Source organism: Pseudomonas sp. UBA6562 (assembly GCF_002434265.1).
GTDB lineage: Bacteria > Pseudomonadota > Gammaproteobacteria > Pseudomonadales > Pseudomonadaceae > Aquipseudomonas.
The window spans coordinates 213,743-237,595 of the sequence record NZ_DJJS01000007.1; the positions used below are offsets into that span (position 1 = coordinate 213,743).

Here is a 23,853-nt window from a genome sequence, read left to right on the forward strand (position 1 = left end):
TCCTCTTTGTGCGCAGTTCCTGGGTATGTGTGTATGACGATGCCGCGCGCGGTACGTTCGTCCGGGATCGCCAGTCGGCCGATCGCGCACGCGCGTGTTGCACCGGCCCACCGAAGTTGGCACGCTTGCTCGCGCCTTGGCACGCAAGCCGGGTGCCATCGACCACGCCACATCCATGCTAAGACACAAGGAACCACCAGGTTGAACTGGGAAAAAGTCGGTAAGTCCCTTGCGGGCGTCTTGGTCGCGCTGGTCTGCGCGGCTGCGCTGTACCTGGTGTTCAGGCACGATCCGCGGCTCGAAGCCGAGCTGACCTACCAGTCCCTGACCTATCCCAGCCAGTTCAGCGAGCGCATCAGCCAGACCAACGATGCGCTCAAGTACGAGCAGCTGTACGACCATGCCCGCAGCATCGCCGGCGCGGCGCTCAGCCACGATCAGCTCGACAAGTTCGTCGACCTGGCCCAGGCGCCGTATCGTACGCTGTTCGCCAAACCGTTCGAGGCCGGCTTGGTGGACCACCGCACAGGCCTGTTCATCACCTTGCGCAACACCGGCGAAGCGCCGATCCGCAACGTGCGCATCCGCCTGCCGGTCAAAGGGCTGGTGCAGGTGCGCGACGAGGCGGGCAACGACAACCTGCTGGAAACCGCGACCAGCACGGTGGAAATCCCTGCCATCGGCGCCGAGGCCCAGGCCCGGGTGTGGATCTATTTCGACGGCGACTACTCGCAGATTGCCCAGGCCGGGGTGCGCATCAGCCATGACGGCGGCGAAGCGCGGATCAGGGTATTCGAATCGTTCGCCGGGATTCAGGCCAGCGTGGCGCGTTATGCCACCGAGCTGATCGTGGCGCTGGCCTGGCTGCTGCTGACCTTGCTGGGCCTGGGCTATATCTGCCTGCTGCAGCACCGCGCGTTGGCGGTCAAGGCCAAGCATGGGCACGGATCGACCGAGCGCTGAGCGTCGGTCGGCCGACTGGGTGAAAATAGTCGCGGCTGCCTGTCCCCTTTTTCAGCCCGGGCTGTCATCTAGGGCAAATGAGCCCTACGAGAGCCGTACCATGCCCGCATTTCCACGCCACCGCCCGCGCCTGGCGTCTTCGATATCCGCGCCCACCTTGTGTCTGGTTCTGGGGTGGGGCGCCATGCCCGCGCAGGCTTTGGCCGAAACCACCCCACGTAGTTTCCAGATTCCGGCGGGCAGTTTGGGCGCCGCATTGACCCGTTTCGCCGGGCAGGCCGGTGTCAGCCTGGCGCTGGAGCCGGCCCTGGTGGCCGGTCGGCAAAGCCCCGCGCTGTCGGGCCGCTACAGCGTGCAGGAAGGTTTCGCCCGCCTGCTGCAAGGCAGCGGCCTGCAACTGCAAGCGGTGGGCACCGACAGCTATACCCTGGTGCCCAGCCCTGGCTCGGCCGAGGTGCTGGAGATCGCCCCGACCACCATCCAGAGCGCGCAGAACAGTGGCGCGGTGGACGCCGAACGCTACGCCGGCGGTCAGGTCACCCGCCGCGGTTCCCAGGGCCTGCTGGGCGCACGCGACTTCATGGACACGCCCTTCAGCATGACCAGCTACAGCAGCGAAGGCATCCAGGCCCAGCAAGCGCGCACCCTGGGCGACATGGTCGCCAGCGACCCTTCGGTGCGGGTCACCAACCCGGCGGGTGGGCGCTTCGAGCAGTTCACCGTCCGCGGCCTCAGCCTGTTCAACAGCGACGTGTCCTATGGCGGCTTGTACGGCATCTTGCCGACCTACAGCATCGACATGGAAATGGCCGACCGCGTCGATATCATCAAAGGCCCCAGCCAGCTGATCAACGGCATTTCCCCGCGCGGCAGCGTCGGCGGCGGCATCAACGTCGTGCCCAAGCATGCCGGTGATGACCCGTTGACCGCGTTTACCGCCAGCTACGCCTCCGACAGCCAGCTGGGCGGCGCGGTGGACGTCGCGCGGCGTTTCGGCGAGGGCGATCAGTTCGGCGTGCGCTTCAATGGCGTCAAGCAATCGGGCGACACGCCCTGGGACCACCAGAGCGTCGACCGGCAGATGGCCGTGCTCGGCCTGGACTTTCGTGGCGAGCGCCTGCGTCTGTCGGCCGACATGGGCCACACCGAGCGCGACACCGACGCACCGCAGGAGCGGGTGATCGTCGGCGCGCGGGCCAAGGTGCCCGATGCCGGCAAGGTCCGCGACAACTACGCGCAACCCTGGAGCAAGGCCCGCACCGACGACACCTTCGGCATGCTCAACGCCGAATACGATATCAACGACTCGCTGCTGGCCTATGGTGCGGTCGGGGCGCGCAAAAGCGACCACGACTTCCTGCGCCACAACGTGCCGGTGTCCAACGATGCCGGCGACTTCAGCGTGCAGCCGCGCGACTTCACCCGTGACGAGAACGTGCGCACGGGCCTGGCCGGCTTGCGCAACTGGTTCCACACCGGGCCGGTCAGCCATGAGCTGAACCTGGCCGCCAGCTATTTCTACATGGACTTCGAAAACGGCGGCGGGCGCTACGCCGCAGCGCCCAGCAACCTCTACGATCCGGTGCCGACGCCCACCCCAGGCCGGCCTACACGGCTGGACGACAAGGTCTACACGGAAAACCGTTTCACCGGCGTCGCACTGTCCGACACGCTGGGCTTTTTCGACGACCGTCTGTTGCTGACCCTGGGCGCGCGCTGGCAACGCGTGCAAGTCGACGACTGGAGCAACGGCGTCAAGGGCGACACCGCCTACGACGAAGAAAAGCTGTCGCCTTCGGCCGGTGTGGTGTTCAAGGCCACCGAGCAGTTGTCGCTGTATGCCAACTACATGGAAGGCCTGAGCCAAGGCAAGATCGCCCCCAGCACGTCGATCAACGAAGACGAAATCTTCCCGCCGTTCATCAGTCGCCAGGTAGAGGTCGGCGCCAAGTACGATTTCGGCCGTTACGCCGTAACCGCCAGTGCCTTCCGCATCAAGCAGCCGGCCTATGAAACCAATGCCGGCACCCGTGTGTTCGGCCCCAACGGCAAACGCGAGAACACCGGCCTTGAGTTGAACCTGTTCGGTGAGCCGCTCGAAGGCGTGCGCTTGCTGGGTGGGGTGATGTACATCCACAGCGAACTGCGCGACACCCTCGACGGGCAATTCGACGGCAACCGTGCGCCGGCGACGCCGCGCTACAACGTCAACCTGGGCGCCGAGTGGGACGTGCCGCAACTGAGCGGCCTGACCCTGACCGCGCGTGGCATCCACTCCAGCTCGCAGTACCTGGACCAGTCCAACGTCAAGCAGATCGACGGTTGGGAACGCTTCGACCTGGGCGCGCGCTACGCCTTCAAGGTCGAAGGGCGCGACGTGACCCTGCGCGCCAATGTCGAGAACGTGCTCAACGACCGCTACTGGGCTTCGGCAGGGGCCTCGGACGACAGCGAGGCCGGCTTGACACTGTCTTCGCCACGCACCTGGCTGCTGTCCACGACCGTAGCGTTCTAAGGCAAGCGCCGGCCTGGATTGGCCGATCCAGGCCGGCGTTCCTTCATCCCCACTCATCGCCACCAAGCCCTTGATCGCCAACTTTCCGGCGCCGTGTTCATGGCGCCCATGGGCCTTTGGCCCTCTACTTTGCTTTACGCGCCGACCTCCTCTTGGCAGGCGCATCGGAACGCTGCACACTCCGCGCGCGCCGCGGCCGGTCCGGCCTCAAGCTAAGGCATCGGCCTGCCGATAGGTTGGGAATTGCCGTCCTGGCGCGATAGCACAATGCAATCTTCTCACGTATCCGACACAAACTATTCAGGCCCGCCACGGTCAGTCACAGCAGGCCGGCCATTTCGGCTTTCTTCCCTTTTGGAGCACACGGCACATGGCAGCATTGCAGGGCAGTACGTTGGACGCGATCAACAACAATCAGAGCCAACTACTGGATGGGTGGATCGCCAGCCTCGAAGCCAATGGCGCCACGCGCAACCTCAAGGAACAGGAGCTGCGCCAGCAGACCAGTGGCTTCCTCAACCTGCTGCTGGCAAGCTTGAAAGACGGCACCGTGACAGGCGCCGGCTCCGAGGAGCTGCGTCGCTTCCTGGAAAAACTGTCCGCCTCGCGCGCGCAACTCGGCCACGATTCGCACCAGACCGCGTTCTTCATCTTTGCCCTCAAAGGCCCGCTGTTCCAGCTCCTGCAACAGCACTACCGCGACCAGCCTGCGGTGCTGGCCGAACAGCTGCTGGTGGTCTCCGAGCTGCTCGACGGCCTGGGCATGCACACCGTACGCGCGTACCAGACCACCCGTGAAGCGGTGATCCGCCGCCAGCAGGACGAACTGCTCGAACTGTCCACCCCGGTGGTCAAGCTGTGGGACGGCGTCCTTGCGCTGCCGCTGATCGGCACCCTCGATTCGCAACGCAGCCAGACGGTGATGGAATCGCTGTTGCAACGCATCGTCGACACCGGCTCGGAAATCGCCATCATCGACATCACCGGCGTGCCCACCGTCGACACCCTGGTCGCCCAGCACCTGCTCAAGACCGTCACCGCCATCCGCCTGATGGGCGCCGACTGCATCATCAGCGGCATCCGTCCACAAATCGCCCAGACCATCGTCCACCTGGGCCTCGACCTGAGCACCATCACCACCAAAGCCAACCTGGCCGACGCGCTGAAGCTGGCGATCAAGCGCCTGGACGCCGGCGCAGACCAGCGGGGTTGAGGCATGGAGCGTATTCCGATCCTGCAGATGGGCGAGTTTCTGTTGGTCACCATTCAGGTGGACATGCATGACCAACTCGCACTGAACCTGCAGGAAGACCTCACCGAGCGCATCAGCCGCACTTCGGCGCGCGGCGTACTGATCGACATTTCCGCACTGGACATGGTCGACTCCTTCATTGGCCGCATGATCGCCAGCATCTCCGGTCTGTCGCGGATCATGGACGCGCAGACCATGCTGGTCGGCATGCAACCGGCCGTGGCCATCACCTTGGTCGAGCTGGGCCTGACCCTGCCGGGTGTGAGCACCGCGCTCAACGTCGAGCGCGGCATGCAGATCCTGCGGCAACGGGTGGCGCAGCGATGAACGTCCTGCAAAGCGGTAGCCTGCCGGTGCGTATCGAGCAGGACGTGGTGCTGGCGCGCCAGTTCGTACGCAAGCTGGCGGCCGACCATGGCATGCGCCTGGTCGACCTGACCAAGCTGGTCACGGCCGTCAGCGAGCTGGCACGCAACACCGTGGTCTATGGCGGCGGCGGCGACATGGACTGGTCGGTGCTCGACCGCATGGGCCGCGTGGGGTTGAGCATGCTGTTCCGCGACGAAGGTCCGGGCATCGCCGACACACGCCTGGCCCTCACCGATGGCTGGACCTCGGGCAGCGGCATGGGCCTGGGGCTGACCGGCGCACGCCGCCTGGTCGACGAGTTCGAGCTGGACACCGCTCCTGGGGAAGGCACACGGATCACGATCACACGATGGATATGACGCTTACCGCCAGCCTCACCACGGTGCTGGCCATCGACGATCCCAGCCAGGTCGGCCATGCCCGTCGCACCGCGCAGAAACTGGCGCAGACGCTGGGTTTCGACGAAAGCGACGCGGGCCGTGTGGCCCTGGTGGCCACCGAACTGGCGAGCAACCTGCTCAAGCACGCCGGGCAGGGCGTGCTGCACCTGCGCCGCTTGGTGAGCGCGCGGGGCAGGGCGGGCGTGGAGCTGCTCAGCATCGACCATGGCCAAGGTTTCGATCCCGTGCACTGCATGACCGACGGCTTCTCCTCGAGCGGCACCCAAGGTATCGGGCTGGGCAGCGTAGGGCGCGGTGCCCAGGTGTTCGACGTGCATACCGACAGCCATGGCTCGGTGGTGCTCGCGCGTTTGTATGCGGGAGACGGCGTCGACGACGACCTGCGCATTGGCGTCAGCCAGCATTCGTTGCATGACGATCCGGCCTGTGGCGACACCTGGCAAGTGGCCCTGCGCGAAGGCGGTCTGCACGCGCTGGTGATCGACGGCCTCGGCCATGGCGAGGAAGCCGAACGCGCCGCCCAGGCTGGCGCGCAGGCGTTCGGCCAAGCGCCGTTCGAGGCGCCGCAACATGTCCTCGAGCGTATGCATGCGGCCATGTGCGGCAGCCGCGGTGGCGCCGTGGGCATGGCCCAATACGATGCCGGCGAACACAAGTTGCGCTACCTGGGCGTCGGCAACATCGGCGCTACCCTGGTCAAGGGCGACGGCAGCCGCGGGCTGGCTTCGATGCCCGGCATCGTCGGCGGGCAGTACCGCAAGGCGCAGGTGTTCGAGCAATCCGAGATCGAGGGTCACTTGCTGATCCTCTACAGCGACGGCTTGCAGTCGCGCTGGAACCTGAACCACTACCCTGGCCTGGTCCATCGTCATCCGGCAGTGATCGCTGCCGTGCTGCATCGCGACTTCTGTCGCGGCCGCGACGACGTGACGGTGCTGGTCATCGACCTGGAACTCAGCCATGCCTGATTCGACCCCCCTCGACGCTGCCCAGCAGGCGGCGCTGATCACACGATTGCAGGCCGAGACCCTGGCCCTGCGCGCCGAGCTGGACGAGACCAACCAGGGCGTACTGGCGCTGTATGCCGAGCTGGACAACCAGGCCGAGCAACTGCGCCAGGCCTCGGAGCTCAAGAGCCGCTTTCTGGCCTACATGAGCCACGAGTTCCGCACGCCCTTGGGGTCGATCCTCAGCATCACAGGGCTGCTGGCCGACGAACTGGACGGCCCGCTCTCGAGCGAGCAGCACAAGCAGGTGGCCTTCGTCAGCGCCGCCACCCGCGAACTGTCGGATATGGTCGACGACCTGCTGGACCTGGCCAAGATCGAGGCCGGACGCATCACCATCTCGCCGGGCTGGTTCGACATGCTCGACCTGTTCTCGGCCTTGCGCGGCATGTTCCGCCCCATCGTCGACAGCAGCTCCGTGGACCTGATCTTCGAAGAGTCCCAAGGTTTGCCACGGCTCTACACCGACGACAAGAAACTCACGCAGATCCTGCGCAACTTCATCTCCAACGCCTTGAAGTTCACCACCCGTGGCGAAGTGCGCGTGTCGGCGCAGCTGCTGGGCGAAGACCGTGTGCGCTTCGCCGTCAGCGACACGGGCATCGGCATCGCCCCGGAACTGCTCGGTGCCTTGTTCGAAGACTTCAGCCAGGTCGACTCGCCGCTGCAAAAGCGCCTGCGCGGCACGGGCCTTGGTTTGTCGCTGTGCAAGCGCTTCGCTGAACTGCTGGGCGGCGAGGTCGGTGTGCTCAGCGAGCCGAGCCAGGGCTCGACGTTCTACGTGGTGATTCCCCTGGCGCTGACCCGGGAGCGTGCCGATGCGCAATGACGAACGCCTGCTGATCGTCGACGACAACCTGGTGACCCGCTACGCCCTGCGTCGGCGCCTGGCCATGCACGGCTTCGAAGTGCTCGAGGCCGGCACTGGCGGCGAAGGTCTGGCCCTACTGGGCGAAACGGCGGTCGATGCGTTGATCCTCGACGTCAACCTGCCGGACATGAGCGGCTTCGACGTGGTGCGGCGGCTGCGCCAGGACAGCCGTACCGCGCTGTTGCCGATCATCCACGTCTCGGCGGCGGCGATCCAGACCGGCGACATCATCACCGGCCTGGACAACGGCGCCGACGCCTACCTGATTCATCCGGTCGATCCGGACGTGCTGCTGGCGACCCTGCGCACCTTGCTGCGGGTGCGCGATACCGAACGTGCCCTGCGCGAAAGCGAGGCGCGCTTCCGCGAAATCTTCAACAACGTTTCGGCGCCGATCGCCGTGCTCGACGCCGAGCTCAAGGTGCACGAGTGCAACCACGCCTTCGCCACCCTGATGCAGGACAACCGCACCCCCGGCTACCTGCGCGAGTGCTTCGCCGAAGGCCAGGACGCGGTGTTGCAGGCGCTGCGTCTGCACTTGGCCGAAGGTGCGCGCTGGCGTGGCATGCTGGGCATGAACCAGCACGGCCAGTTGCGCGAAACCGAATGGCAGTTGTCGCCGTACCGCTCGCCGGGCCTGTGCCTGGTGTTCGTCGAGGACGTCACCGAGCACCGCCATCGCGAACGTTCGCACCTGGCGCGCCTGGACGATGCCAACAGCCAATTGGCCAAAGAAGTGGCCGAACGCGCGCGCACCGAAGCGCAGCTGCTGCAGATGCAGAAGATGGACGGCCTGGGCCGCCTGACCGGGGGCATCGCCCACGACTTCAACAACTTGCTGACTGGCATCATCACCAGCTTGGAGCTGATGCGTAAGCGCATCGGCGAGGGCCGTCTGGAGCGCATCCCGACCTACGCCGACGCCGCGTTGAGCTCGGCCATGAGCGCTGCCTCGCTGACCCACCGCCTGCTCGCGTTCGCGCGTCAGCAGCCGCTGGACACGCGCCCGGTGGACGTCAACCGTAACGTGTTGTCGCTGCAAGACCTGCTGACCCGCACCATCGGCGAGCGCATCCGCCTGGTGCTGTCGCTGTCGAACCGCCCGGCCATCGCGTCGGTGGACCCGGTGCAGTTGGAAAGTGCCGTGCTCAACCTGATCATCAATGCCCGGGACGCCTTGCCCAAAGGCGGCACCATCGAAGTCACGACCTCGCCGGTGTGGTCCAGCGGCGACCCCAACCTCAAGGATGGGCCGTACGTCTCGCTGACGGTGCGCGACGACGGTGCCGGCATCGAGCCGGCCGTGCTCGACAAGGTCTTCGACCCGTTCTTCACCACCAAGCCGCTGGGGCAGGGTACCGGGCTGGGCCTGTCGACCATCTACGGCTTTGCCCGCCAGTCCGGCGGCAACGTGCTGCTGCGCAGCGGCGTGGGGCACGGCACCGAAGTGACGCTGATGCTGCCCGCCAGCGGCGAGGCTGCGGACATCGCCACGCCACCGCCGCGGCTGGAACAACCGGGCAAGGGCGAGCATGTGCTGGTGGTGGAAGACATGGCGTCGGTGCGTGTGTCGGTGGTCGAAGTGTTGCTCGATGCCGGCTACCGCTGCAGCCAGGCCGACTCCGTGGAACAGGCCCTCGATTGCATTCGTCACGACGCCAGCGTCGATCTGCTGCTCAGCGATGTCGGCCTGCCGGCGATGAGCGGCCGTGAACTGGTGGACATGGCGCGCACCTACCGCCCCGGCTTGCCGGCGTTGCTCATGACTGGCTATGCCGAGACAGCCTTGGACAAACAGGCGTTTCTGGGGGAAGACATGGACATGCTGACCAAGCCGTTCCACATTGCGGATCTGCTGGAGAAGGTGCGTCAGGCCTTGGGTTGACGACCGGCTGGGGGCCGTTGGTTAGGGTGCTGTGGGAGCGGCCGGTTCGGCCCCCGACCCTTTGCGATGACCGGCATTCCAGTTTGGATCTCTCCAGGGCTTCAGGCCGACCGCGCGCCCTGAGCCGGACACTTCAAGACCAACTTGGCACCGCCCAGATCGCTTTCCCCGATCTCCAGCTCATATCCATGCAGGTCGACGATGGCCGCTACGATCGACAGCCCCAACCCGAACCCCGCATGGCGATGGCCTTCCTCGCTGCGGTAAAAGCGCTTGAGCACGGCCTGGCGCTCATCGATGGGAATGCCTGGCCCGCTGTCTTCCACCGCCACCCGCAGCGCTTTGTCCTCGGTACTGGCGACGATGCGCACCTGGCCGCCTTGCGGGGTGAACTTGATGGCATTGCCCACCAGGTTGGCCAGCGCCTCGAACAGCAGCTCGCGGTCGCCATTGAGCGGTGGCAACTGCGGCGGCTGCTGCAGGCTCAAGCGAATGGCCCCGTCTTCGGCCAGTGGCAGGTAGAAATCGTGCAGTTCCAGCAACAAGCCATGGGGGTCGAGTTCGAGGAAACCGGCACGGCGACGGCGGTCTTCCAGTTCGCTGATGCGCAGCAGCCCACGGAAGCGCGCCATCAGCGTGTCGGTTTCGCCGATGGCTTGGTCCAGGGCCTCGGCCAGCGGATCGTGCTCGCCGCTTTGCTGGCGGATGCGGTACAGCTGGGCGCGCAGCCGGGTCAGTGGCGTGCGCAGGTCGTGGGCGATGTTGTCGCACACGCCCTTGACCTCATGCATCAGCCGCTCGATGCGGTCGAGCATGGCGTTGACGATGGCCGCCAGCATGTCCAGTTCGTCGCGCCGCGACGACAACGGCAAACGATGGGTCAGATCGCCCGCGACGATCAGCTCGGCACTGGCCTGCACCGCACGGATACGCTTGAGCGGGCGCCGGCGCAACCAGTACCAGCCGGCGAAACCCGGAATCAGGGTCAGGGAAATGCCCCATAGCAAGGCATCGAGAATGATCCGCGTGACCACGAACAACGAGCCGTTGTCGCGCAGCAGCACCAGCCAGCGTCCATCCTTGATCTGGATGGCGACGGCATCGCAGCTGTCCTGCGGCAAATGCGGGTTGCCCACGTCCAGGCACTGCTTGAGCTCGTGGATGGTGCCGTCGAGCGCCAAGCCCGGCGGGAACGCACGAACGCGCCCACCCAGCGGATTGAGCTTGGCGTCGAACAGCCCGTAGGCATCGAAGGCACGCTGCTCGAACGCTTCGCTCGCGACCAGGGCGTCGTCGAGCTGCTTGCCGCTCATGTGCGCGAACAGGTGCTGGCGTTGCAGCATGGAGTGGCGGGTGAGCTTGTTCAGGTAGCTCGACACCTCGAAGTACAACACCCCCATGAGGATGCTGCTCCAGGCGACGAACAGGAAGCTGTACAGCGCTAGCAGACGGCTGGTGGACGAACTCCAGCCCTTAGACGGGTTCGGCAATGGCATAGCCCGAGCCCCGTACGGTGCGGATCAGCGGCGTCTGGCCGGGCGAGTCGATCTTCTTGCGCAGGCGGCCGATGTGCACGTCGATCAGGTTGGTGCCCGGATCGAAATGGTAGCCCCAGACTTCCTCGAAGATCATCATCCGCGTGATCACCTGGCCGGCGTGGCGCATCAGGTATTCGAGCAGCTTGTACTCGGTGGGCAGCAGGTTGAGGGTGTGTGCGCCGCGCCGGGCTTCGTGGCTGATCAGGTCGAGCTCCAGGTCGCAGACCTGCAGGCGGGTCTGGGTCACCGGCACGCTGTTGCGGCGCAACAGCACTTCCACGCGCGCGGCCATCTCGTCGGAGGCGAACGGCTTGGTCAGGTAGTCGTCGCCACCGGCGCGCAGGCCACGGACACGTTCGTCGACGTCCGACAGCGCGCTGATCATCAGGATCGGCGTGGCGATCTTGAGGTTGCGCAGGGTGGTGACGATGGTCAGGCCGTCGACCTCGGGCAGCATGCGGTCGAGGGTGATCAGGTCGTAGCCGCCGCCGATGGCCTTGGACAACCCCTCGCGACCATTGTCCGCCCAGTCCACCTCGAGGCCATGGCTGGTCAGCTCGGCGACGATTTCCTGGGCGGTGACGGCGTCATCTTCGATGGTCAGTACGCGGGGCATGCTTATACCTGGGCAGCGGGTTGAGTCCGGATTGTGCCAAAGAATAGCCGTTGGCCGATTTAAGAAAAATTCATCTGCCGCAAATGCGCGCGGGGTGCGACCGCCGGCGCCTACACCCGGTAGGTCGCGGCGGGCGCACCCCGCGCTGCAAGCCGGAAAAGTCAGTCGACCTTGACGATCCAGCCGGCCGGCGCTTCGACGTCACCGCTCTGGATGCCGGTCAGTTCGGCATAGAGCTTCTGGGTGACCGGGCCGACTTTTTCCAGGTCATGGAAGACGTGCAGCTTGCCGTTGTACTCAATGCCGCCAATGGGCGTGATCACCGCAGCGGTACCGCAGGCGCCCGCTTCGATGAAGCGGTCCAGCGCGTCGATCTCGACATCGCCCTCGACCACTTTCAAGCCCAGACGCGAAGCGGCCAGCTCCATCAGCGAGAGGCGGGTGATGCCCGGCAGCACCGAGGCCGACTTGGGCGTGACGAATTCGTCGTTGGCGGTGATGCCGAAGAAGTTCGCCGAGCCGACTTCCTCGATTTTGGTGTGGGTCAGCGGGTCGAGGTAGATGGCGTCGGCGAAGTTGGCCTTCTTCGCTTCGGCGCCCGGCTGCAGGCTGGCGGCGTAGTTGCCACCGACCTTGGCCGCACCGGTGCCTTGCGGGGCGGCGCGGTCGAAGCTGGAGATCTGGAAGTTGTGCGGCTTCATGCCACCTTTGAAGTACGAACCCACTGGAATGGCGAAGACCGAGAAGATGAACTCGGGCGCGGTGCGCACGCCGATGTTGTCACCGGTGCCGATGACGAAGGGGCGCAGGTACAGCGCGCCTTTGCCGTGCGGCGGCACGAATTTTTCGTTGGCCTTGACCACCTGCTTGCAGGCGTCGATGAACACCTCGGCCGGCACCTGCGGCATCAACAAGCGGGCGCAGCTGCGGGCCATGCGTGCGGCGTTCTGGTCGGGGCGGAACAGGTTGATCGAACCGTCCTTGCAGCGGTAGGCCTTGAGGCCTTCGAAGCACTGCTGGCCGTAGTGCAGGGCGGTGGAGCCTTCGCTGATGTGCAGGACGTTGTCGTCGGTCAGGGTGCCGTTGTCCCACTCGCCGTTGCGCCACACGGACAGGTAGCGCTTGTCGGTCTTGATGTAGTCAAAGCCCAGCTTGTCCCAGTTAATGCTTTCGTTGCTCATGACACCCTCGATTGTCTTGTCCGTGCTGTTGATGCGCACACGCCACGATAATACAAACCGCATCGGTTCGGAAACGCTCACCCGGCAAATGCGCGCTGGTCGAGGTGCCCCCTAGCGGCCTGCAAGGTCGCCAGGCGTGTCGATGTCGAGCCAGATGCCGGGGTCGGCCACCTCGACGTCGAGACAGGCCTGCGGATGGGCTTGCAACACGGCTCGGCCGCCCTGATCGCCACCGACCTGTTCCAGCTCGGGCCAGAATCGCCGGCCGAACAGGACCGGATGGCCGCGGCGGCCATCGCGGCAGGGCAGGACGATGCAGTCGGCCGTCGCCGCTTCGCGCAAGCGCAATGGGGTGTCGTCCGCCAGCCAGGGCATGTCGCCCAACAATACCGCAAGCACGCAGGCCTGGCTTTCCCGCATCGCCGTCACGCCCGCCGCCAGGCTCGCGCCCATGCCTTGCTCGGCGTTCTGAGCGCGCACCACCCGCACGCCGTGCGGCAAGCCCAACGCCTGCGCGTCGTCATGCCCGGCGAGGACCACCCAGACCTCATCGAATTGCGCCTGTGCGCGGCGCACGGTGGTCGCCAGCACGGTCTGCCCGTCGCCCAGCCGCGCCAGGCGTTTGTCGCTGCCGAAACGGCGCCCGCGGCCCGCCGCCAGGACCAATGCGGCGCAGGTCGCGGCGCCTTCTGGGCAGACGGTACTCAGTTGCTTTGAACGCATGCCAGTGGCTCCCGGTCGGACTCTGATAAGCAGAATAAGCAGCCTGCGGCTGCACATAACGACAGCATACCGACCGTGAGGCTTGAGAGATGAGCGATTCCGACTGTACTACGGCCAGCCAGCCGCTTGAGCTGACCATCAACGGCAAGCGCCAGACGCTGCAGGTGCAGCCCTGGCTGACCTTGTTAGACCTGTTGCGCGAGCGCCTGGACCTGACCGGCAGCAAGAAAGGCTGCGACCACGGCCAGTGCGGCGCCTGCACCGTGCTGCGCAACGGCCAGCGGGTCAACGCCTGCCTGACCCTGGCGATCATGTGCCAGGGCGACAGCATCACCACCATCGAAGGCCTGGCCGAAGACGGCCGCCTGCACCCCTTGCAGGAAGCCTTCATCCGCCACGACGCCTTCCAGTGCGGCTACTGCACCCCAGGGCAGATCTGCTCGGCCGTGGCCCTGGCCAGCGAAGGCAAGGCCCTGAGCCGCGCCGAGATCCAGGAAGGCATGAGCGGCAACCTGTGCCGCTGCGGCGCCTACGGCAATATCGTCGCGGCCGTGGAAGAAGCGCTGCCGCAGATGATCGCCAGCGATCAGGGAGGGGCACGGCCATGATTCCGTTCGCCTACAGCAAACCCACCGACATCGCCAGCGCTTTAGAGCTGGCCGGCCCCAATGCGCGCTTCATCGCCGGCGGCACCAACCTGCTCGACCTGATGAAAGAGAACGTCGCCCAGCCCGAACAACTGATCGACATCACCGGCCTGCCACTGCGCGAGGTGAGTGCCAGCGCCACCGGCGGCCTGCTCATCGGTGCCCTGGTGGGCAATGCCGAATTGGCCCAGCACCCCCGTGTGCAGGCCGACTACCCGCTGCTCGCCGAGGCCATCCTCGCCGGCGCTTCGCCGCAGTTGCGCAACATGGCCAGCACCGGCGGCAACCTGCTGCAACGCACGCGCTGCCCGTACTTCTACGACACCGGCACCCCGTGCAACAAACGCGAGCCCGGCACCGGCTGCCCGGCGCGCACCGGCCTCAATCGCAACCACGCGATCCTCGGTGCCAGCGATCAGTGCGTCGCGACCCATCCCTCCGACATGTGCGTGGCACTCGCAGCGCTGGAGGCGACCGTGCATGTGCAGGGCAAACAGGGCACCCGACACATTCCATTCGCCGAGTTCCATCGTCTGCCGGGCGACCAGCCCCAGCGCGACAACTGCCTGGCCGAAGACGAGCTCATCACCGCCGTCGAGCTGCCGGCCCCGCGCTTCGCCAAGCACGCGCGCTACCTGAAGATCCGTGACCGCGCGTCCTACGCCTTCGCCCTGGTATCGGTGGCTGCGGCGCTGACCCTGGACGGCGACCGCATCGGTGAGTTGCGCCTGGCCCTGGGCGGCGTGGCGCACAAACCCTGGCGCGACGCCGAACTCGAAGCGCGCTTCAAAGGCCAGCCGGCCACCGCCGCCACCTACGCCGACATCGCCAAAGCCATGCTGCAAGGCGCGCAACCTTTGGAACACAACGCTTTCAAGGTCACGCTCGCGCACAACGCCATCATCCGTGCCCTGGGCCAGGCCCAGCAGCGCCAAGGAGCCACCTCATGAATGCGCATGTAAAGCCCGTCAGCGGGCAGCCGCTGGACCGCACCGACGGCCCGGCCAAGGTCACGGGCAAGGCTCGCTACGCCGGTGAGTACCCGGACGAAGGCTTGCTGTACGGCAGCGTGGTCTGCGGCAACGTCGCCAAAGGGCGCATCCGCTCCATCGATTGCAGCGCAGCCTTGGCGCTGGAAGGCGTTGTCGAGGTCATTCACCACCAGAACCGCCCCCCCATGGCGGGCGACGACGAGCCGTACCAGGACGACGACGCTGCCGACGGTCACCCGTTCCGCCCGCTGTTCAACGACCGCGTGCTGTACAGCGGCCAACCCCTGGCCTTGGTGATCGCCGAGAACCTGGAGCTGGCGCGCTACGCCGGCAGCCTGGTGCGCTTCGAGTTCGACACCCAGCCCCATGAGACCGACCTGCGCGCTGTGATCGACAAGGCCTACGACGCCCCGGCCGAACTGCCCAAGCCCCGTGGCGACTTCGCCAAGGCGTACGCGGCCGCACCCTTCACGATCGACGCCGAATACAGCACGCCCAACGAACACCACAACCCCATGGAGCCGCATGCCTCCACGGCGATCTACCAGGACGACGGCAGCCTGCTGATCCATGACAAGACCCAGGGCACGCAAAACAGCCAGGACTACGTGACCAGCGTGTTCGAGCTGCCCAAGGAAAAGGTGCGCATCTGCGCCGCGTTCGTCGGTGGGGCCTTCGGCTCGGGCCTGCGCCCGCAGTACCAGTTGGCCTTGGCGGTCATGGGCGCGCTCAAGCTCAAGCGCTCGGTGCGCGTCACCCTGACCCGGCAGCAGATGTTCACCTTCGGCTACCGTCCGCGTACGTTGCAGAAGCTGGAACTGGGCGCCGACAGCGAAGGCCGCCTGCTGGCCATCCACCACACCGCGACCGGCCAGACCTCGCGTTTCGAAGACTTCAGCGAGCACGTGGTGGAATGGAGCGGCATGCTCTACCGCTGCGACAACGTCGCCATGACCTACAAGCTGGCGGCCTTGGACGTGTACACCCCGCTGGACATGCGCGCGCCAGGCGCGGCTCTGGGCCTGATCGGCCTGGAGTGCGCCATGGACGAGTTGGCGGAAAAAGTCGGCATCGATCCGGTGGCCCTGCGCCGCATCAACTTCGCCGACAGCAACGGCAACGAAGGCAAGCCGTATTCGAGTAAGGCCCTGCTGGCCTGCTATGAAGAGGGCGCCCGCCGCTTCGGCTGGGAGCAGCGCAACCCTGCGCCGCGCAGCCAGCAAGAAGGCGACGAGCTGATCGGCTGGGGCATGGCCGGTGGCGTCTGGGAATCGATGCAGATGAAAGCCAGCGCCAAGGCACGCCTCGATGCCAACGGCAAACTATGGGTCAGCAGCGCCACTACCGACATCGGCACCGGCACCTACACCGTCATGACCCAGATCGCAGCCGACGCAGCCGGCATGGCCATGCACGACGTGACCTTCCAGCTCGGCGACAGCTCGCTGCCCACAGCGCCCCTGCAAGGCGGCTCCTTCACCGTGTCGTCGGTGGGCTCGGCCGTGCGCCAGGCCTGTCAGTTGCTGCGCGGCAAACTGGTGGAGCTTGCCAAGTCGCGCTTCCCCGAGCTGGCCAAGGCTGCGGCGGAAGACTTCCAGGTGCATGAAGGGCGGCTGCACGTGGGCGAGCAGGCGTTCGATCTCGACGCGCTGCTCCAGGGCGCCGACGACGACGCCTTGGAAGTGCAGATCACTGCCGAACCGGGCTCCAAGCGCCAGGGCTTCGCCTGCGCCACCCATTCGGCGGTGTTCGTCGAGGTGCGTGTCGACGAGGCGCTGGGCACCGTGCGTGTGAGCCGAGTGGTCAGCGCCGTGGCGGCAGGCCGGGTCATCAACCCCAAGACCGCGCGCAGCCAGATTCTCGGTGGCGTGGTGTGGGGCGTGGGCATGGCGCTGCATGAGCAGGCCGAGGTCGACCATAACCTGGGTCGCACCATGAACCACAACCTGGCCGAGTACCACATCCCGGTGAACGCCGACATGGGTGAGGTGGACGTGGTCTTCGTCGATGAGCCGGACGACATCGTCAACGAACTGGGCTCCAAAGGTGTGGGCGAGATCGGTGTGGTGGGAGTGGCTGCGGCCATCTCCAACGCGCTGTACCACGCGACCGGGCGCCGGATTCGTGATTATCCGCTGACTGTGGACAAGGTGCTGGGTTAAGCGATCAGGCGCAGCATTGCGCCGCACTGGCGATGGGCCGCCCTGTGGCCCTCGTTCGAATGCTTGATTGAAACTTCGATGGGCCGCAGCGCGGCCCTCGCTTTAATCTCCGAGCGCAACTGCAACAGTGCGTACTGCGGTTTTTGTCCTAACCCTTGATTGAGCTACGCGCCTCGCTTGAACCTTCTTTCGCAACTGCAAATGGACCGTACTGCAACCTTGGCCCTCAAGGCCTGATCGACACCACGTTGGTCGCATTCGGCCTCTCGCTAGGTGCTTGGCGAGTGAACCGAAGCGCCGCGCCGGTTGGCCCTTTCTGCATACGTCTCCAGTTAGGTCGGGGTGGCTCCAGAACGCGCAAGCGCTCGCTGGCCGTTAGTCGCAAACCTCACGCCGACCTGATAGCTTGGTGCACCCTTCGAAAAACGGGCCGCCCGCGGCGGCTGCCTTTGCTCTGGTATGTGTTCAATTGGCGGAGTTCTCCCATGTCCTGCATCTACACCCTGATGGCCTCGCCCGTAGGCGTGCTCACGCTGGTGGCACGCAACGAACATCTCGCTGCCGTGCTCTGGGAGAACGAGCGTGAGAACCGCGTGCGTCTGGGTGCTTTGCAGCGCGACGACGAGCACCCGCTGTTGCAGGAAACGGCGCGCCAACTGGGCGAATATTTCGCAGGCTCGCGCCAGCGTTTCGACCTGCTGCTGGACTTCACCGGCACCGATTTCCAGCGCGAAGTCTGGTCGGCGTTGTTGACCATCCCGTTCGGCGAAACCCGCAGCTACGGCGAAATCGCCCGCCAGATCGGCAAACCCCAGGCTGTGCGCGCCGTCGGTGCCGCCAACGGTCGCAACCCCATTTCCATCGTCGCGCCATGCCACCGCGTGATCGGCGCTTCCGGGCGCCTGACCGGCTTCGCCGGCGGCCTGCCGGCCAAGCAATTACTGCTCAAGCTCGAAGGCGGCCAGGCTGTGCAGAGCGGGGCGCTCTGATCCGGTCGGACACTGTGGACGGTGCCTGTAATGCCCACGACACGAGCACTGCAGCCGACATCTGCAGCCATGCGGGAGCCAGCTGGGCTGCAGCCATCGCCCAACAGCGGGTCCTGCTCAGGCGATGCGTTGATGCCAGGTCGATGGTGTCATGGCCATTGGGCCGGCGGTGCCGGCCATCGCGGCTGAAGCCGCTCCAACAGGAGGTCGGTGCCATGTTGCAGCAGCTTCAGCCGCAGGAGTTTGGTGCCATGTCGGAGCGGTCTCAGCCGCAGGAGGTCTGTGCCATGTGGGAGCGGCTTCAGCCGCGATGGGCGGCATCGCCGCCCTAGTCCATGCGCCGCGCAGAATCCGGCAAACGCACTTACAGGCTTAGGGCCGCTTTGCGGCCCATAGCGGCTGATCGGAGCGCCGAGCCGACAGCGCCTGCCAGTTTGCGCTCAAGCCGCAGCCAAATGTGCCAGTACCCCCAACGCAAGCGCGACCAGCATCGCCCCCGATACCCGTTGCAGCGTCGGCAAGGCGCGGTCGAAGCGCCAGCGCACGGCGTCCCGGCCAAACGCCGCCGCCACCAGCAAATCCCACAGCAGCACGATGCCGAACATCCATCCCGCATACACCAGCTTCCAACCCAGACTGCTGGCGCTGACCATGCTCGCCAGGCTTGCATAGAACAACGCGTTCTTCGGGTTGAGGATGGCGCAGACGAAGCCCGCGCCCAGATTGCGCCACCAGCCGCGCCGCGCGCCGGTTGTCGGGTCGGCCGCCAACGGCGATTGCTTGCCGGCATGGCGCAGGAACAGGCCACCGATGTACAGCAGATAGGCACAGCCGGCCAGTTGCAGGGCGACGAACAACGCGCTGCCCTCACGCAGCAGCGACAGCCCGGCGAAGGCCATGCCGATGAACACGCCATTGGCCAGGGCGATCCCCAAGCAGGCGCCGCTGGCGACGCGCCAGCCGGACGTTGCGGCATTGCGCACCACCAGGAAGAAGTCCGGGCCGGGGGACAGCAGCGCGAGGAAGTGGGCAAGGGCGATGAGTAGGAACTGTTCCATTGGGGCGGACTCGTGAACGGGTGAGGCCGCAGGGTGGCGCAGGGCGGGAGGGGTTGTATTGAACAATAGTGCGAGCGGGAGGGCGCAGCCCGACCCGAAGCGGAAGCTAGGAGTCCAGCGGCTCGACCGTGCAAGCCCGCGCGTCCAGGCAAAGCGCCAACCGACCAGTGTGGAGGACCGCAGGACTTATCGTACTCGTCGGTAATTGCCACGCTGGGCATCGATTCCGCGCAGCCCGACGCCCCACCGAAACCGTTCAGCGCCCGGCGCGGTATGCCCCCGGCGTAGCTCCGGCATGGGCCTTGAACACCCGCTGGAAGTGGCTCTGGTCGGCAAATCCCAAACGGTAGGCGACCTCCGCCAGATCGCCGCCCTGGCGCAGCAGCACCCGTGCCCGGTTGATACGCGCGTTCAACAGCCAGGCATGGGGTGTCATTCCAGTCGCGCGGCGACAGGCGCGGATCAAGGCATAGCGACCCAGCCCGGCCCAGCGCGCCAGATCTTCCAGGTTCAAATGCGCCAATCGCTCGTCGGCCAAGCCCTGTAAGCCTTCTTCCAGGTTCAGCGCGGCGGCATCTTCGGCGGGTGCCATGGGCAGGGGGGCGAAGGCCTGTTCGTCATGCTCGCCAATGAAACCGACCAGAGCGGTTTCCTTCTCCAAGGCACTGGCTTCGGAAAACAACACAGCGGTCAATTGGCAGAACTGCCGGTACAGGGCTGCATCCCGCGTGATCAGCGCCGCCGTGCCGGCCCCTTGCACGGCGATGCCACGCTCGTGCCGCAGTCGCAGCAGCCACTCGGCGTCCAGATGCAGCATCTGGTAACTCCATGCGCCGCCCGGCTCGGGATTGCAGGCATGCACCCGCTGCGCCGGCACCAGCACCAGCGTGCCGGCCGTCAGGCGTTGGCTGCCGGGCCCGGCACCGCGAAAATGGCTGACCCCGGCATCCACTGCGCCTATCGAGAAGGTCGGGTGGCTGTGCGCTTTGTAGCAGGCGCGGCTATCGCAGGCGCGACGGGCCTCGACGAAGGGCAGGGCAGGGTCGTGCCAGTGTTGGCTGCTGGGCATGGGTAGCGCTGGGCGTGTTGAAAGAAGAAAAGTCTACTCCCTGAAGACTGTTCAGGTCACTCACGCGACGCCATGCCTCGATCGATACAGCCGCTGTTGAGGGGCATCGCGTCGTAGGCGCCGCAGCGCTGGGTATGCGCGCTTTGCAGCGTCACACTCGAGCGCTCTGCTTCAATCCCGATAGAACACCTGCACCAAGTGATACCCGAACTTGCTCTTGATCGGCCCATGCACCACCCGCAGCGGCTTCTTGAAGATCACCTGGTCGATGGCCCCGACCATCTGCCCCGGCCGGATCTCGCCCAGATCGCCTCCTCGCTTGCCCGAAGGGCAGGTCGAGAACTTGCGGGCCAGCACGTCGAAGGCTTCGCCCTTGTCGATGCGCTGCTTGAGCTGTTCGGCCTCGGCGGCGGTCTTGACCAGGATGTGGCGGGCTTGGGCTTTCATGGATGTCCTGCGCGGCGTACGGAAAATGGCGGCCATTATGCCCAATGTGGCCTGGGCGTGCCTGGCCGGCTGTCCCGACGGCCAGCGCCAGGCAAATGAGACATCGCTCACAGCCCGGTTTCGACGCGACCTATGGGCTAGTCACTCTGTACTAGCATCAATGCTGTCCGCAGACCTTTGCCAAGGAAGTCGTCGATGCTCGAGCGCCGCGCGTGTTGGTTGGTGGTTTGGCTGATGGGCTTGGCGTGCGCGCAGGCGCAGGAGCACTGCAGCGAACTCGTCGTGACCGGTAACCCGGAATACCCACCCTATCTATGGCGCGACCCGAACGTGCCCGGGCACTTGATCGGCGCCAATGCCGACCTGATGCACTACTTGGGCAGCAAGCTCGGGCTGACCGTACAGGTACGCGATGCGGGACCTTGGCCGCGGGCCCAGGAAGAGGTGCGGTTGGGCCGTATCGATGGCATCGCCGGTTATTTCCGCACCGACGAGCGCGAGCAGGACGTGGACTTCATCCAGCCAGCCTTTCTTTCCACACCGAGCATGGTCTGGGTGCGCCGTGACGAGGTTTTCGCCTACCGGCAGTGGTCCGACCTCAAAGGCCACACCGGGGGCACTTTGGTCGACAACAGCTATGGGCAGGCTTTCGATGAATATGCCCAGGCCAACCTCGACCTGGAGCCCGTCCCCAGCGCCAACCAGGCCTTCGAGAAACTCCTGCACAAGCGCAACGACTACCTGATCTACGAACGTTATCCCGGCGCCGCGCTGGCCCGACGTCTGGGGATCGACCAAGCGTTGCGCGTGCTGGAGCCGCCCATCTCCAGCGAAGGCCTGTACCTGGCGTTGTCCAAGGCCTCAGCGTGCAACACCCAGGCCTTGCGCGAAAAACTGTCGGCCCTGATGCAAGGGCTGGTGGATGGCGAACTGGCCGAGCAGTGGGTCACGCACAACCTCGAACGCTGGAACAGCCAGCCGCCCGCCCAACCCTAAGGCTCACACCGGCAGGCTTTGATAGGGCTGCTCTTCGCCGGGGCTGCGGGCGAACTGGCGCTTATACTCACGGCTGAACTGCGATGTGCTCTGGTAGCCCACCCGGTGCGCCGCCTGGGCCACGCCGACGCCTTCGCCCAGCAGCATCTGCTGCGCCTTGAGCAGGCGCAGGCGCTTGAGGTACTGCATCGGCGCCAGCTCCGTGCAGCGTTTGAAGTGTTCGTGGAAGGTCGACACGCTCATGTTGGCGCGCTCGGCCAGGGCTTCGACGCCGAGCGGTTCTGGGTAGTGCTCGCGCAAAAAGCTCAACGCCGCGCCGATCCTGGCGAAATGCCCCTGTTGCTCCACCAGCGCGCGCAGCACGCCCGCCTGGGGGCCGCGCAGGGCGGTGTAGAGCACTTCGCGCACCCGGCCCGGGCCAAGCACCTGGGCGTCCAACGGGTCTTGCAGGCAGGTCAGCAGCCGTTCGACGCTGGCGCGCATCGGCGCGTCCAGGGCCGCCGAGGTCATCGACTGCGGCGTCTGCGCCTGCACGCGATCGCTAGGCGGCAGTTGCTGCACCAGTTCGGCCAGCACGTTGCGGTCGATGTCCACGGCCACGCCCAACAGCGGCGCATCGGGGGTGGCGAAGGTCTCGCACATGAACGGAACCGACAGCGCCTGCACCAGGTAATGCCCGGCACCGTACTCCAAGGTGCGCGGCCCCAGGCGCGCCAGCTTGCTGCCCTGGGCGAGGATCATCAGGCTCGGCTCGTAGATCTGCGGACTGCTGGCCACGTAGTGGTCCCAACTCAGTACCTGCACCTGCGGCAGGTGCGTGGGCACGAAGCCGGGCCGTGTGGTGAGGGCGCCGATCAGTTCGCACAGCCGCGCGTTGGCATCGACATGACGGGTAAGCTGCATGGAAAACCCAGGTAGAGAATCAGACAGGCGGATCATCGCAGATTGAACCTATTGCGCCAGTGGCAGAAGAAAATTTTCGGAGAATCAGGCAAGCCTCCCGGAGAATCTGCAATGGGCTGCCGTGGTCCGAATGGGCACAATGCTTCACCTGAAATGATTTACTTCGTTTGTAACGATTTCCGTCTGCCACTTTGTCCGCGAGGTCCAGCATGTACACCGCCATCGGTTACGCCGCCCAAACCCCCACCAGCCCTCTGGCGCCCATGAAGTTCGAGCGCCGCAGCCCACGCCCGGACGATGTCGCCCTCGACATCCTCTACTGCGGCGTGTGCCACTCCGACATCCACCAGGCTCGCAACGAGTGGGGCATCGCCGTCTACCCGCTGATGCCCGGCCACGAGATCATCGGCCGCGTGACCGCAGTCGGTAGCGACGTCACTGCCTACCAGGTCGGCGACATGGTAGGCGTCGGCTGCATGGTCGATTCCTGCCGTAGCTGCAAGGCCTGCCAGGCGGACCTCGAGCAGTACTGCGAGCAAGGCCCGACCATGACCTACGCCACCCCCGACCGGGTCGACGGCAGCAACACCATGGGCGGCTACTCCAGCAGCATCGTGGTCAGCGAGCACTTCGTGGTGCGCATTCCCGAAGGCCTGGACCCGGCCGCTGCGGCGCCGATCCTGTGCGCCGGCATCACCACCTACTCGCCGCTCAAGCACCACGGCGTGGGCCCTGGGCACAAGGTCGGCATCCTCGGCATGGGCGGCCTGGGCCACATGGGCATCAAGCTGGCCAAGGCCCTGGGCGCCGAAGTGACGCTGTTCACCCGTTCCCAGGCCAAAGCCGACGAAGCCCGTCGCCAGGGCGCCGACCATGTGATCGTGTCCACCGACGACGCGCAGATGCGCGCCGCCGCCGGCCGCTTCGACTTCCTGCTCGACACCATCCCGGTCCAGCACGACCTCAACCCCTACCTGGAAACCCTGACCTTCGACGGCGTGCACATCCTGGTCGGCCTGATCGAACCGATCGAGCCACCGGTACATGCCGCCAACCTGGTGCTCAAGCGTCGGGTGATCGCCGGTTCCTTGATCGGCGGCATCGCCGAAACCCAGGAAGTGCTGGACTTCTGCGCGAAGCACAACGTCAGCTGCGACATCGAGATGCTCGACATCCGCAACATCAATCAAGCCTACGAACGCATGATCGCGGGCGACGTGAAGTATCGCTTCGTGATCGACATGGCTACCTTGAAAGCCTGATCGCGCA

At 65.8% G+C, this 23,853-nt stretch carries 22 protein-coding genes; 14 read left to right on the forward strand and 8 right to left on the reverse strand.

Annotation, left to right across the window (positions count from 1 at the left end; genetic code table 11):
• Window positions 1–201 precede the first annotated feature (201 nt).
• The 8 genes from B4M43_RS13195 to B4M43_RS13230 all read left to right on the forward strand — a co-directional run bounded on the left by B4M43_RS13195 (window position 202) and on the right by B4M43_RS13230 (window position 9,263).
• Window positions 202–963 (forward strand): hypothetical protein, encoded by a 762-nt coding sequence (locus B4M43_RS13195; protein WP_296267758.1) that lies wholly within the window; start codon window positions 202–204, stop codon window positions 961–963.
• 100 nt (window positions 964–1,063) lie between these two features.
• Window positions 1,064–3,478, forward strand: coding sequence for a TonB-dependent receptor (locus tag B4M43_RS13200; protein ID WP_296267760.1), 2,415 nt, complete (start codon window positions 1,064–1,066; stop codon window positions 3,476–3,478).
• 370 nt (window positions 3,479–3,848) lie between these two features.
• Entirely contained in the window at window positions 3,849–4,691 is an 843-nt protein-coding gene (locus B4M43_RS13205; protein WP_296267762.1) for an STAS domain-containing protein, read from the forward strand.
• A 3-nt stretch (window positions 4,692–4,694) separates the two neighbouring features.
• Window positions 4,695–5,057 (forward strand): STAS domain-containing protein, encoded by a 363-nt coding sequence (locus B4M43_RS13210; RefSeq protein WP_296267764.1) that lies wholly within the window; start codon window positions 4,695–4,697, stop codon window positions 5,055–5,057.
• Window positions 5,054–5,458: an anti-sigma regulatory factor gene (locus B4M43_RS13215; RefSeq protein ID WP_296267766.1), complete on the forward strand. Its 405-nt coding sequence runs from the start codon at window positions 5,054–5,056 to the stop codon at window positions 5,456–5,458. Before B4M43_RS13210 ends, B4M43_RS13215 begins: the two co-directional genes overlap by 4 nt.
• Window positions 5,455–6,468, forward strand: coding sequence for an ATP-binding protein (locus B4M43_RS13220; protein WP_296268397.1), 1,014 nt, complete (start codon window positions 5,455–5,457; stop codon window positions 6,466–6,468). Before B4M43_RS13215 ends, B4M43_RS13220 begins: the two co-directional genes overlap by 4 nt.
• Window positions 6,461–7,336 carry a sensor histidine kinase gene (locus B4M43_RS13225; protein ID WP_296267768.1) on the forward strand — a complete coding sequence of 292 codons (876 nt, stop codon included), beginning with the start codon at window positions 6,461–6,463 and terminating at the stop codon, window positions 7,334–7,336. The genes B4M43_RS13220 and B4M43_RS13225 overlap by 8 nt, the downstream gene beginning before the upstream one ends.
• Window positions 7,326–9,263: a response regulator gene (locus B4M43_RS13230; protein WP_296267770.1), complete on the forward strand. Its 1,938-nt coding sequence runs from the start codon at window positions 7,326–7,328 to the stop codon at window positions 9,261–9,263. The genes B4M43_RS13225 and B4M43_RS13230 overlap by 11 nt, the downstream gene beginning before the upstream one ends.
• A gap of 101 nt (window positions 9,264–9,364) precedes the next feature.
• Here the strand turns inward: B4M43_RS13230 and B4M43_RS13235 are convergent, their stop codons facing one another.
• From B4M43_RS13235 to B4M43_RS13250, 4 genes are all read right to left on the reverse strand, one after another.
• Entirely contained in the window at window positions 9,365–10,759 is a 1,395-nt protein-coding gene (locus B4M43_RS13235) for a sensor histidine kinase (RefSeq protein ID WP_296267772.1), read from the reverse strand.
• On the reverse strand, window positions 10,737–11,417 hold the full coding sequence (locus B4M43_RS13240) for a response regulator transcription factor (RefSeq protein ID WP_296267773.1): 681 nt from the start codon (window positions 11,415–11,417) through the stop codon (window positions 10,737–10,739). Before B4M43_RS13240 ends, B4M43_RS13235 begins: the two co-directional genes overlap by 23 nt.
• 161 nt (window positions 11,418–11,578) lie before the next feature.
• Window positions 11,579–12,598 carry a branched-chain amino acid aminotransferase gene (locus B4M43_RS13245; protein WP_296267775.1) on the reverse strand — a complete coding sequence of 340 codons (1,020 nt, stop codon included), beginning with the start codon at window positions 12,596–12,598 and terminating at the stop codon, window positions 11,579–11,581.
• A 111-nt stretch (window positions 12,599–12,709) separates the two neighbouring features.
• Window positions 12,710–13,321 carry a nucleotidyltransferase family protein gene (locus B4M43_RS13250; RefSeq protein ID WP_296267777.1) on the reverse strand — a complete coding sequence of 204 codons (612 nt, stop codon included), beginning with the start codon at window positions 13,319–13,321 and terminating at the stop codon, window positions 12,710–12,712.
• 89 nt (window positions 13,322–13,410) lie between these two features.
• On the opposite strand from B4M43_RS13250, the gene B4M43_RS13255 reads away from it, so the two are divergent.
• From B4M43_RS13255 to B4M43_RS13270, 4 genes are all read left to right on the forward strand, one after another.
• Window positions 13,411–13,929, forward strand: coding sequence for a (2Fe-2S)-binding protein (locus tag B4M43_RS13255; RefSeq protein ID WP_296267779.1), 519 nt, complete (start codon window positions 13,411–13,413; stop codon window positions 13,927–13,929).
• Window positions 13,926–14,918 carry an FAD binding domain-containing protein gene (locus B4M43_RS13260; protein ID WP_296267781.1) on the forward strand — a complete coding sequence of 331 codons (993 nt, stop codon included), beginning with the start codon at window positions 13,926–13,928 and terminating at the stop codon, window positions 14,916–14,918. The genes B4M43_RS13255 and B4M43_RS13260 overlap by 4 nt, the downstream gene beginning before the upstream one ends.
• Complete coding sequence (locus B4M43_RS13265) at window positions 14,915–17,122, forward strand: xanthine dehydrogenase family protein molybdopterin-binding subunit (RefSeq protein ID WP_296267783.1); 2,208 nt, start codon at window positions 14,915–14,917, stop codon at window positions 17,120–17,122. The genes B4M43_RS13260 and B4M43_RS13265 overlap by 4 nt, the downstream gene beginning before the upstream one ends.
• A gap of 485 nt (window positions 17,123–17,607) precedes the next feature.
• Window positions 17,608–18,111: a methylated-DNA--[protein]-cysteine S-methyltransferase gene (locus B4M43_RS13270; RefSeq protein WP_296267785.1), complete on the forward strand. Its 504-nt coding sequence runs from the start codon at window positions 17,608–17,610 to the stop codon at window positions 18,109–18,111.
• Between the two features lie 440 nt (window positions 18,112–18,551).
• Here B4M43_RS13270 and B4M43_RS13275 read toward each other — a convergent pair whose 3' ends face one another.
• From B4M43_RS13275 to B4M43_RS13285, 3 genes are all read right to left on the reverse strand, one after another.
• Entirely contained in the window at window positions 18,552–19,169 is a 618-nt protein-coding gene (locus B4M43_RS13275; protein ID WP_296267787.1) for a LysE family translocator, read from the reverse strand.
• Window positions 19,170–19,425: 256 nt separating this feature from the next.
• Window positions 19,426–20,238: an AraC family transcriptional regulator gene (locus tag B4M43_RS13280; RefSeq protein ID WP_296267790.1), complete on the reverse strand. Its 813-nt coding sequence runs from the start codon at window positions 20,236–20,238 to the stop codon at window positions 19,426–19,428.
• Between the two features lie 171 nt (window positions 20,239–20,409).
• Window positions 20,410–20,685 carry a peptidylprolyl isomerase gene (locus tag B4M43_RS13285; protein WP_296267792.1) on the reverse strand — a complete coding sequence of 92 codons (276 nt, stop codon included), beginning with the start codon at window positions 20,683–20,685 and terminating at the stop codon, window positions 20,410–20,412.
• Window positions 20,686–20,880: 195 nt separating this feature from the next.
• On the opposite strand from B4M43_RS13285, the gene B4M43_RS13290 reads away from it, so the two are divergent.
• Window positions 20,881–21,681 (forward strand): substrate-binding periplasmic protein, encoded by an 801-nt coding sequence (locus B4M43_RS13290; RefSeq protein ID WP_296267794.1) that lies wholly within the window; start codon window positions 20,881–20,883, stop codon window positions 21,679–21,681.
• Between the two features lie 3 nt (window positions 21,682–21,684).
• Here the strand turns inward: B4M43_RS13290 and B4M43_RS13295 are convergent, their stop codons facing one another.
• Window positions 21,685–22,584, reverse strand: coding sequence for an AraC family transcriptional regulator (locus B4M43_RS13295; RefSeq protein ID WP_296267796.1), 900 nt, complete (start codon window positions 22,582–22,584; stop codon window positions 21,685–21,687).
• A 209-nt stretch (window positions 22,585–22,793) separates the two neighbouring features.
• On the opposite strand from B4M43_RS13295, the gene B4M43_RS13300 reads away from it, so the two are divergent.
• Window positions 22,794–23,846, forward strand: a complete 1,053-nt coding sequence (locus tag B4M43_RS13300; RefSeq protein ID WP_296267798.1) for an NAD(P)-dependent alcohol dehydrogenase — start codon at window positions 22,794–22,796, stop codon at window positions 23,844–23,846.
• The last annotated feature ends 7 nt before the right edge of the window (window positions 23,847–23,853 follow it).

Coding starts and splice junctions, on each gene's coding strand:
- B4M43_RS13230 (WP_296267770.1), top strand. CDS start 7,326: ATGCGCAATGACGAACGCCTGCTGATCGTCGACGACAACCTGGTGACC.
- B4M43_RS13260 (WP_296267781.1), top strand. CDS start 13,926: ATGATTCCGTTCGCCTACAGCAAACCCACCGACATCGCCAGCGCTTTA.
- B4M43_RS13255 (WP_296267779.1), top strand. CDS start 13,411: ATGAGCGATTCCGACTGTACTACGGCCAGCCAGCCGCTTGAGCTGACC.
- B4M43_RS13240 (WP_296267773.1), bottom strand. CDS start 11,417: ATGCCCCGCGTACTGACCATCGAAGATGACGCCGTCACCGCCCAGGAA.
- B4M43_RS13225 (WP_296267768.1), top strand. CDS start 6,461: ATGCCTGATTCGACCCCCCTCGACGCTGCCCAGCAGGCGGCGCTGATC.
- B4M43_RS13210 (WP_296267764.1), top strand. CDS start 4,695: ATGGAGCGTATTCCGATCCTGCAGATGGGCGAGTTTCTGTTGGTCACC.
- B4M43_RS13265 (WP_296267783.1), top strand. CDS start 14,915: ATGAATGCGCATGTAAAGCCCGTCAGCGGGCAGCCGCTGGACCGCACC.
- B4M43_RS13250 (WP_296267777.1), bottom strand. CDS start 13,321: ATGCGTTCAAAGCAACTGAGTACCGTCTGCCCAGAAGGCGCCGCGACC.
- B4M43_RS13245 (WP_296267775.1), bottom strand. CDS start 12,598: ATGAGCAACGAAAGCATTAACTGGGACAAGCTGGGCTTTGACTACATC.
- B4M43_RS13285 (WP_296267792.1), bottom strand. CDS start 20,685: ATGAAAGCCCAAGCCCGCCACATCCTGGTCAAGACCGCCGCCGAGGCC.
- B4M43_RS13205 (WP_296267762.1), top strand. CDS start 3,849: ATGGCAGCATTGCAGGGCAGTACGTTGGACGCGATCAACAACAATCAG.
- B4M43_RS13200 (WP_296267760.1), top strand. CDS start 1,064: ATGCCCGCATTTCCACGCCACCGCCCGCGCCTGGCGTCTTCGATATCC.
- B4M43_RS13300 (WP_296267798.1), top strand. CDS start 22,794: ATGTACACCGCCATCGGTTACGCCGCCCAAACCCCCACCAGCCCTCTG.
- B4M43_RS13295 (WP_296267796.1), bottom strand. CDS start 22,584: ATGCAGCTTACCCGTCATGTCGATGCCAACGCGCGGCTGTGCGAACTG.
- B4M43_RS13270 (WP_296267785.1), top strand. CDS start 17,608: ATGTCCTGCATCTACACCCTGATGGCCTCGCCCGTAGGCGTGCTCACG.
- B4M43_RS13235 (WP_296267772.1), bottom strand. CDS start 10,759: ATGCCATTGCCGAACCCGTCTAAGGGCTGGAGTTCGTCCACCAGCCGT.
- B4M43_RS13290 (WP_296267794.1), top strand. CDS start 20,881: ATGCTCGAGCGCCGCGCGTGTTGGTTGGTGGTTTGGCTGATGGGCTTG.
- B4M43_RS13215 (WP_296267766.1), top strand. CDS start 5,054: ATGAACGTCCTGCAAAGCGGTAGCCTGCCGGTGCGTATCGAGCAGGAC.
- B4M43_RS13220 (WP_296268397.1), top strand. CDS start 5,455: ATGACGCTTACCGCCAGCCTCACCACGGTGCTGGCCATCGACGATCCC.
- B4M43_RS13275 (WP_296267787.1), bottom strand. CDS start 19,169: ATGGAACAGTTCCTACTCATCGCCCTTGCCCACTTCCTCGCGCTGCTG.
- B4M43_RS13280 (WP_296267790.1), bottom strand. CDS start 20,238: ATGCCCAGCAGCCAACACTGGCACGACCCTGCCCTGCCCTTCGTCGAG.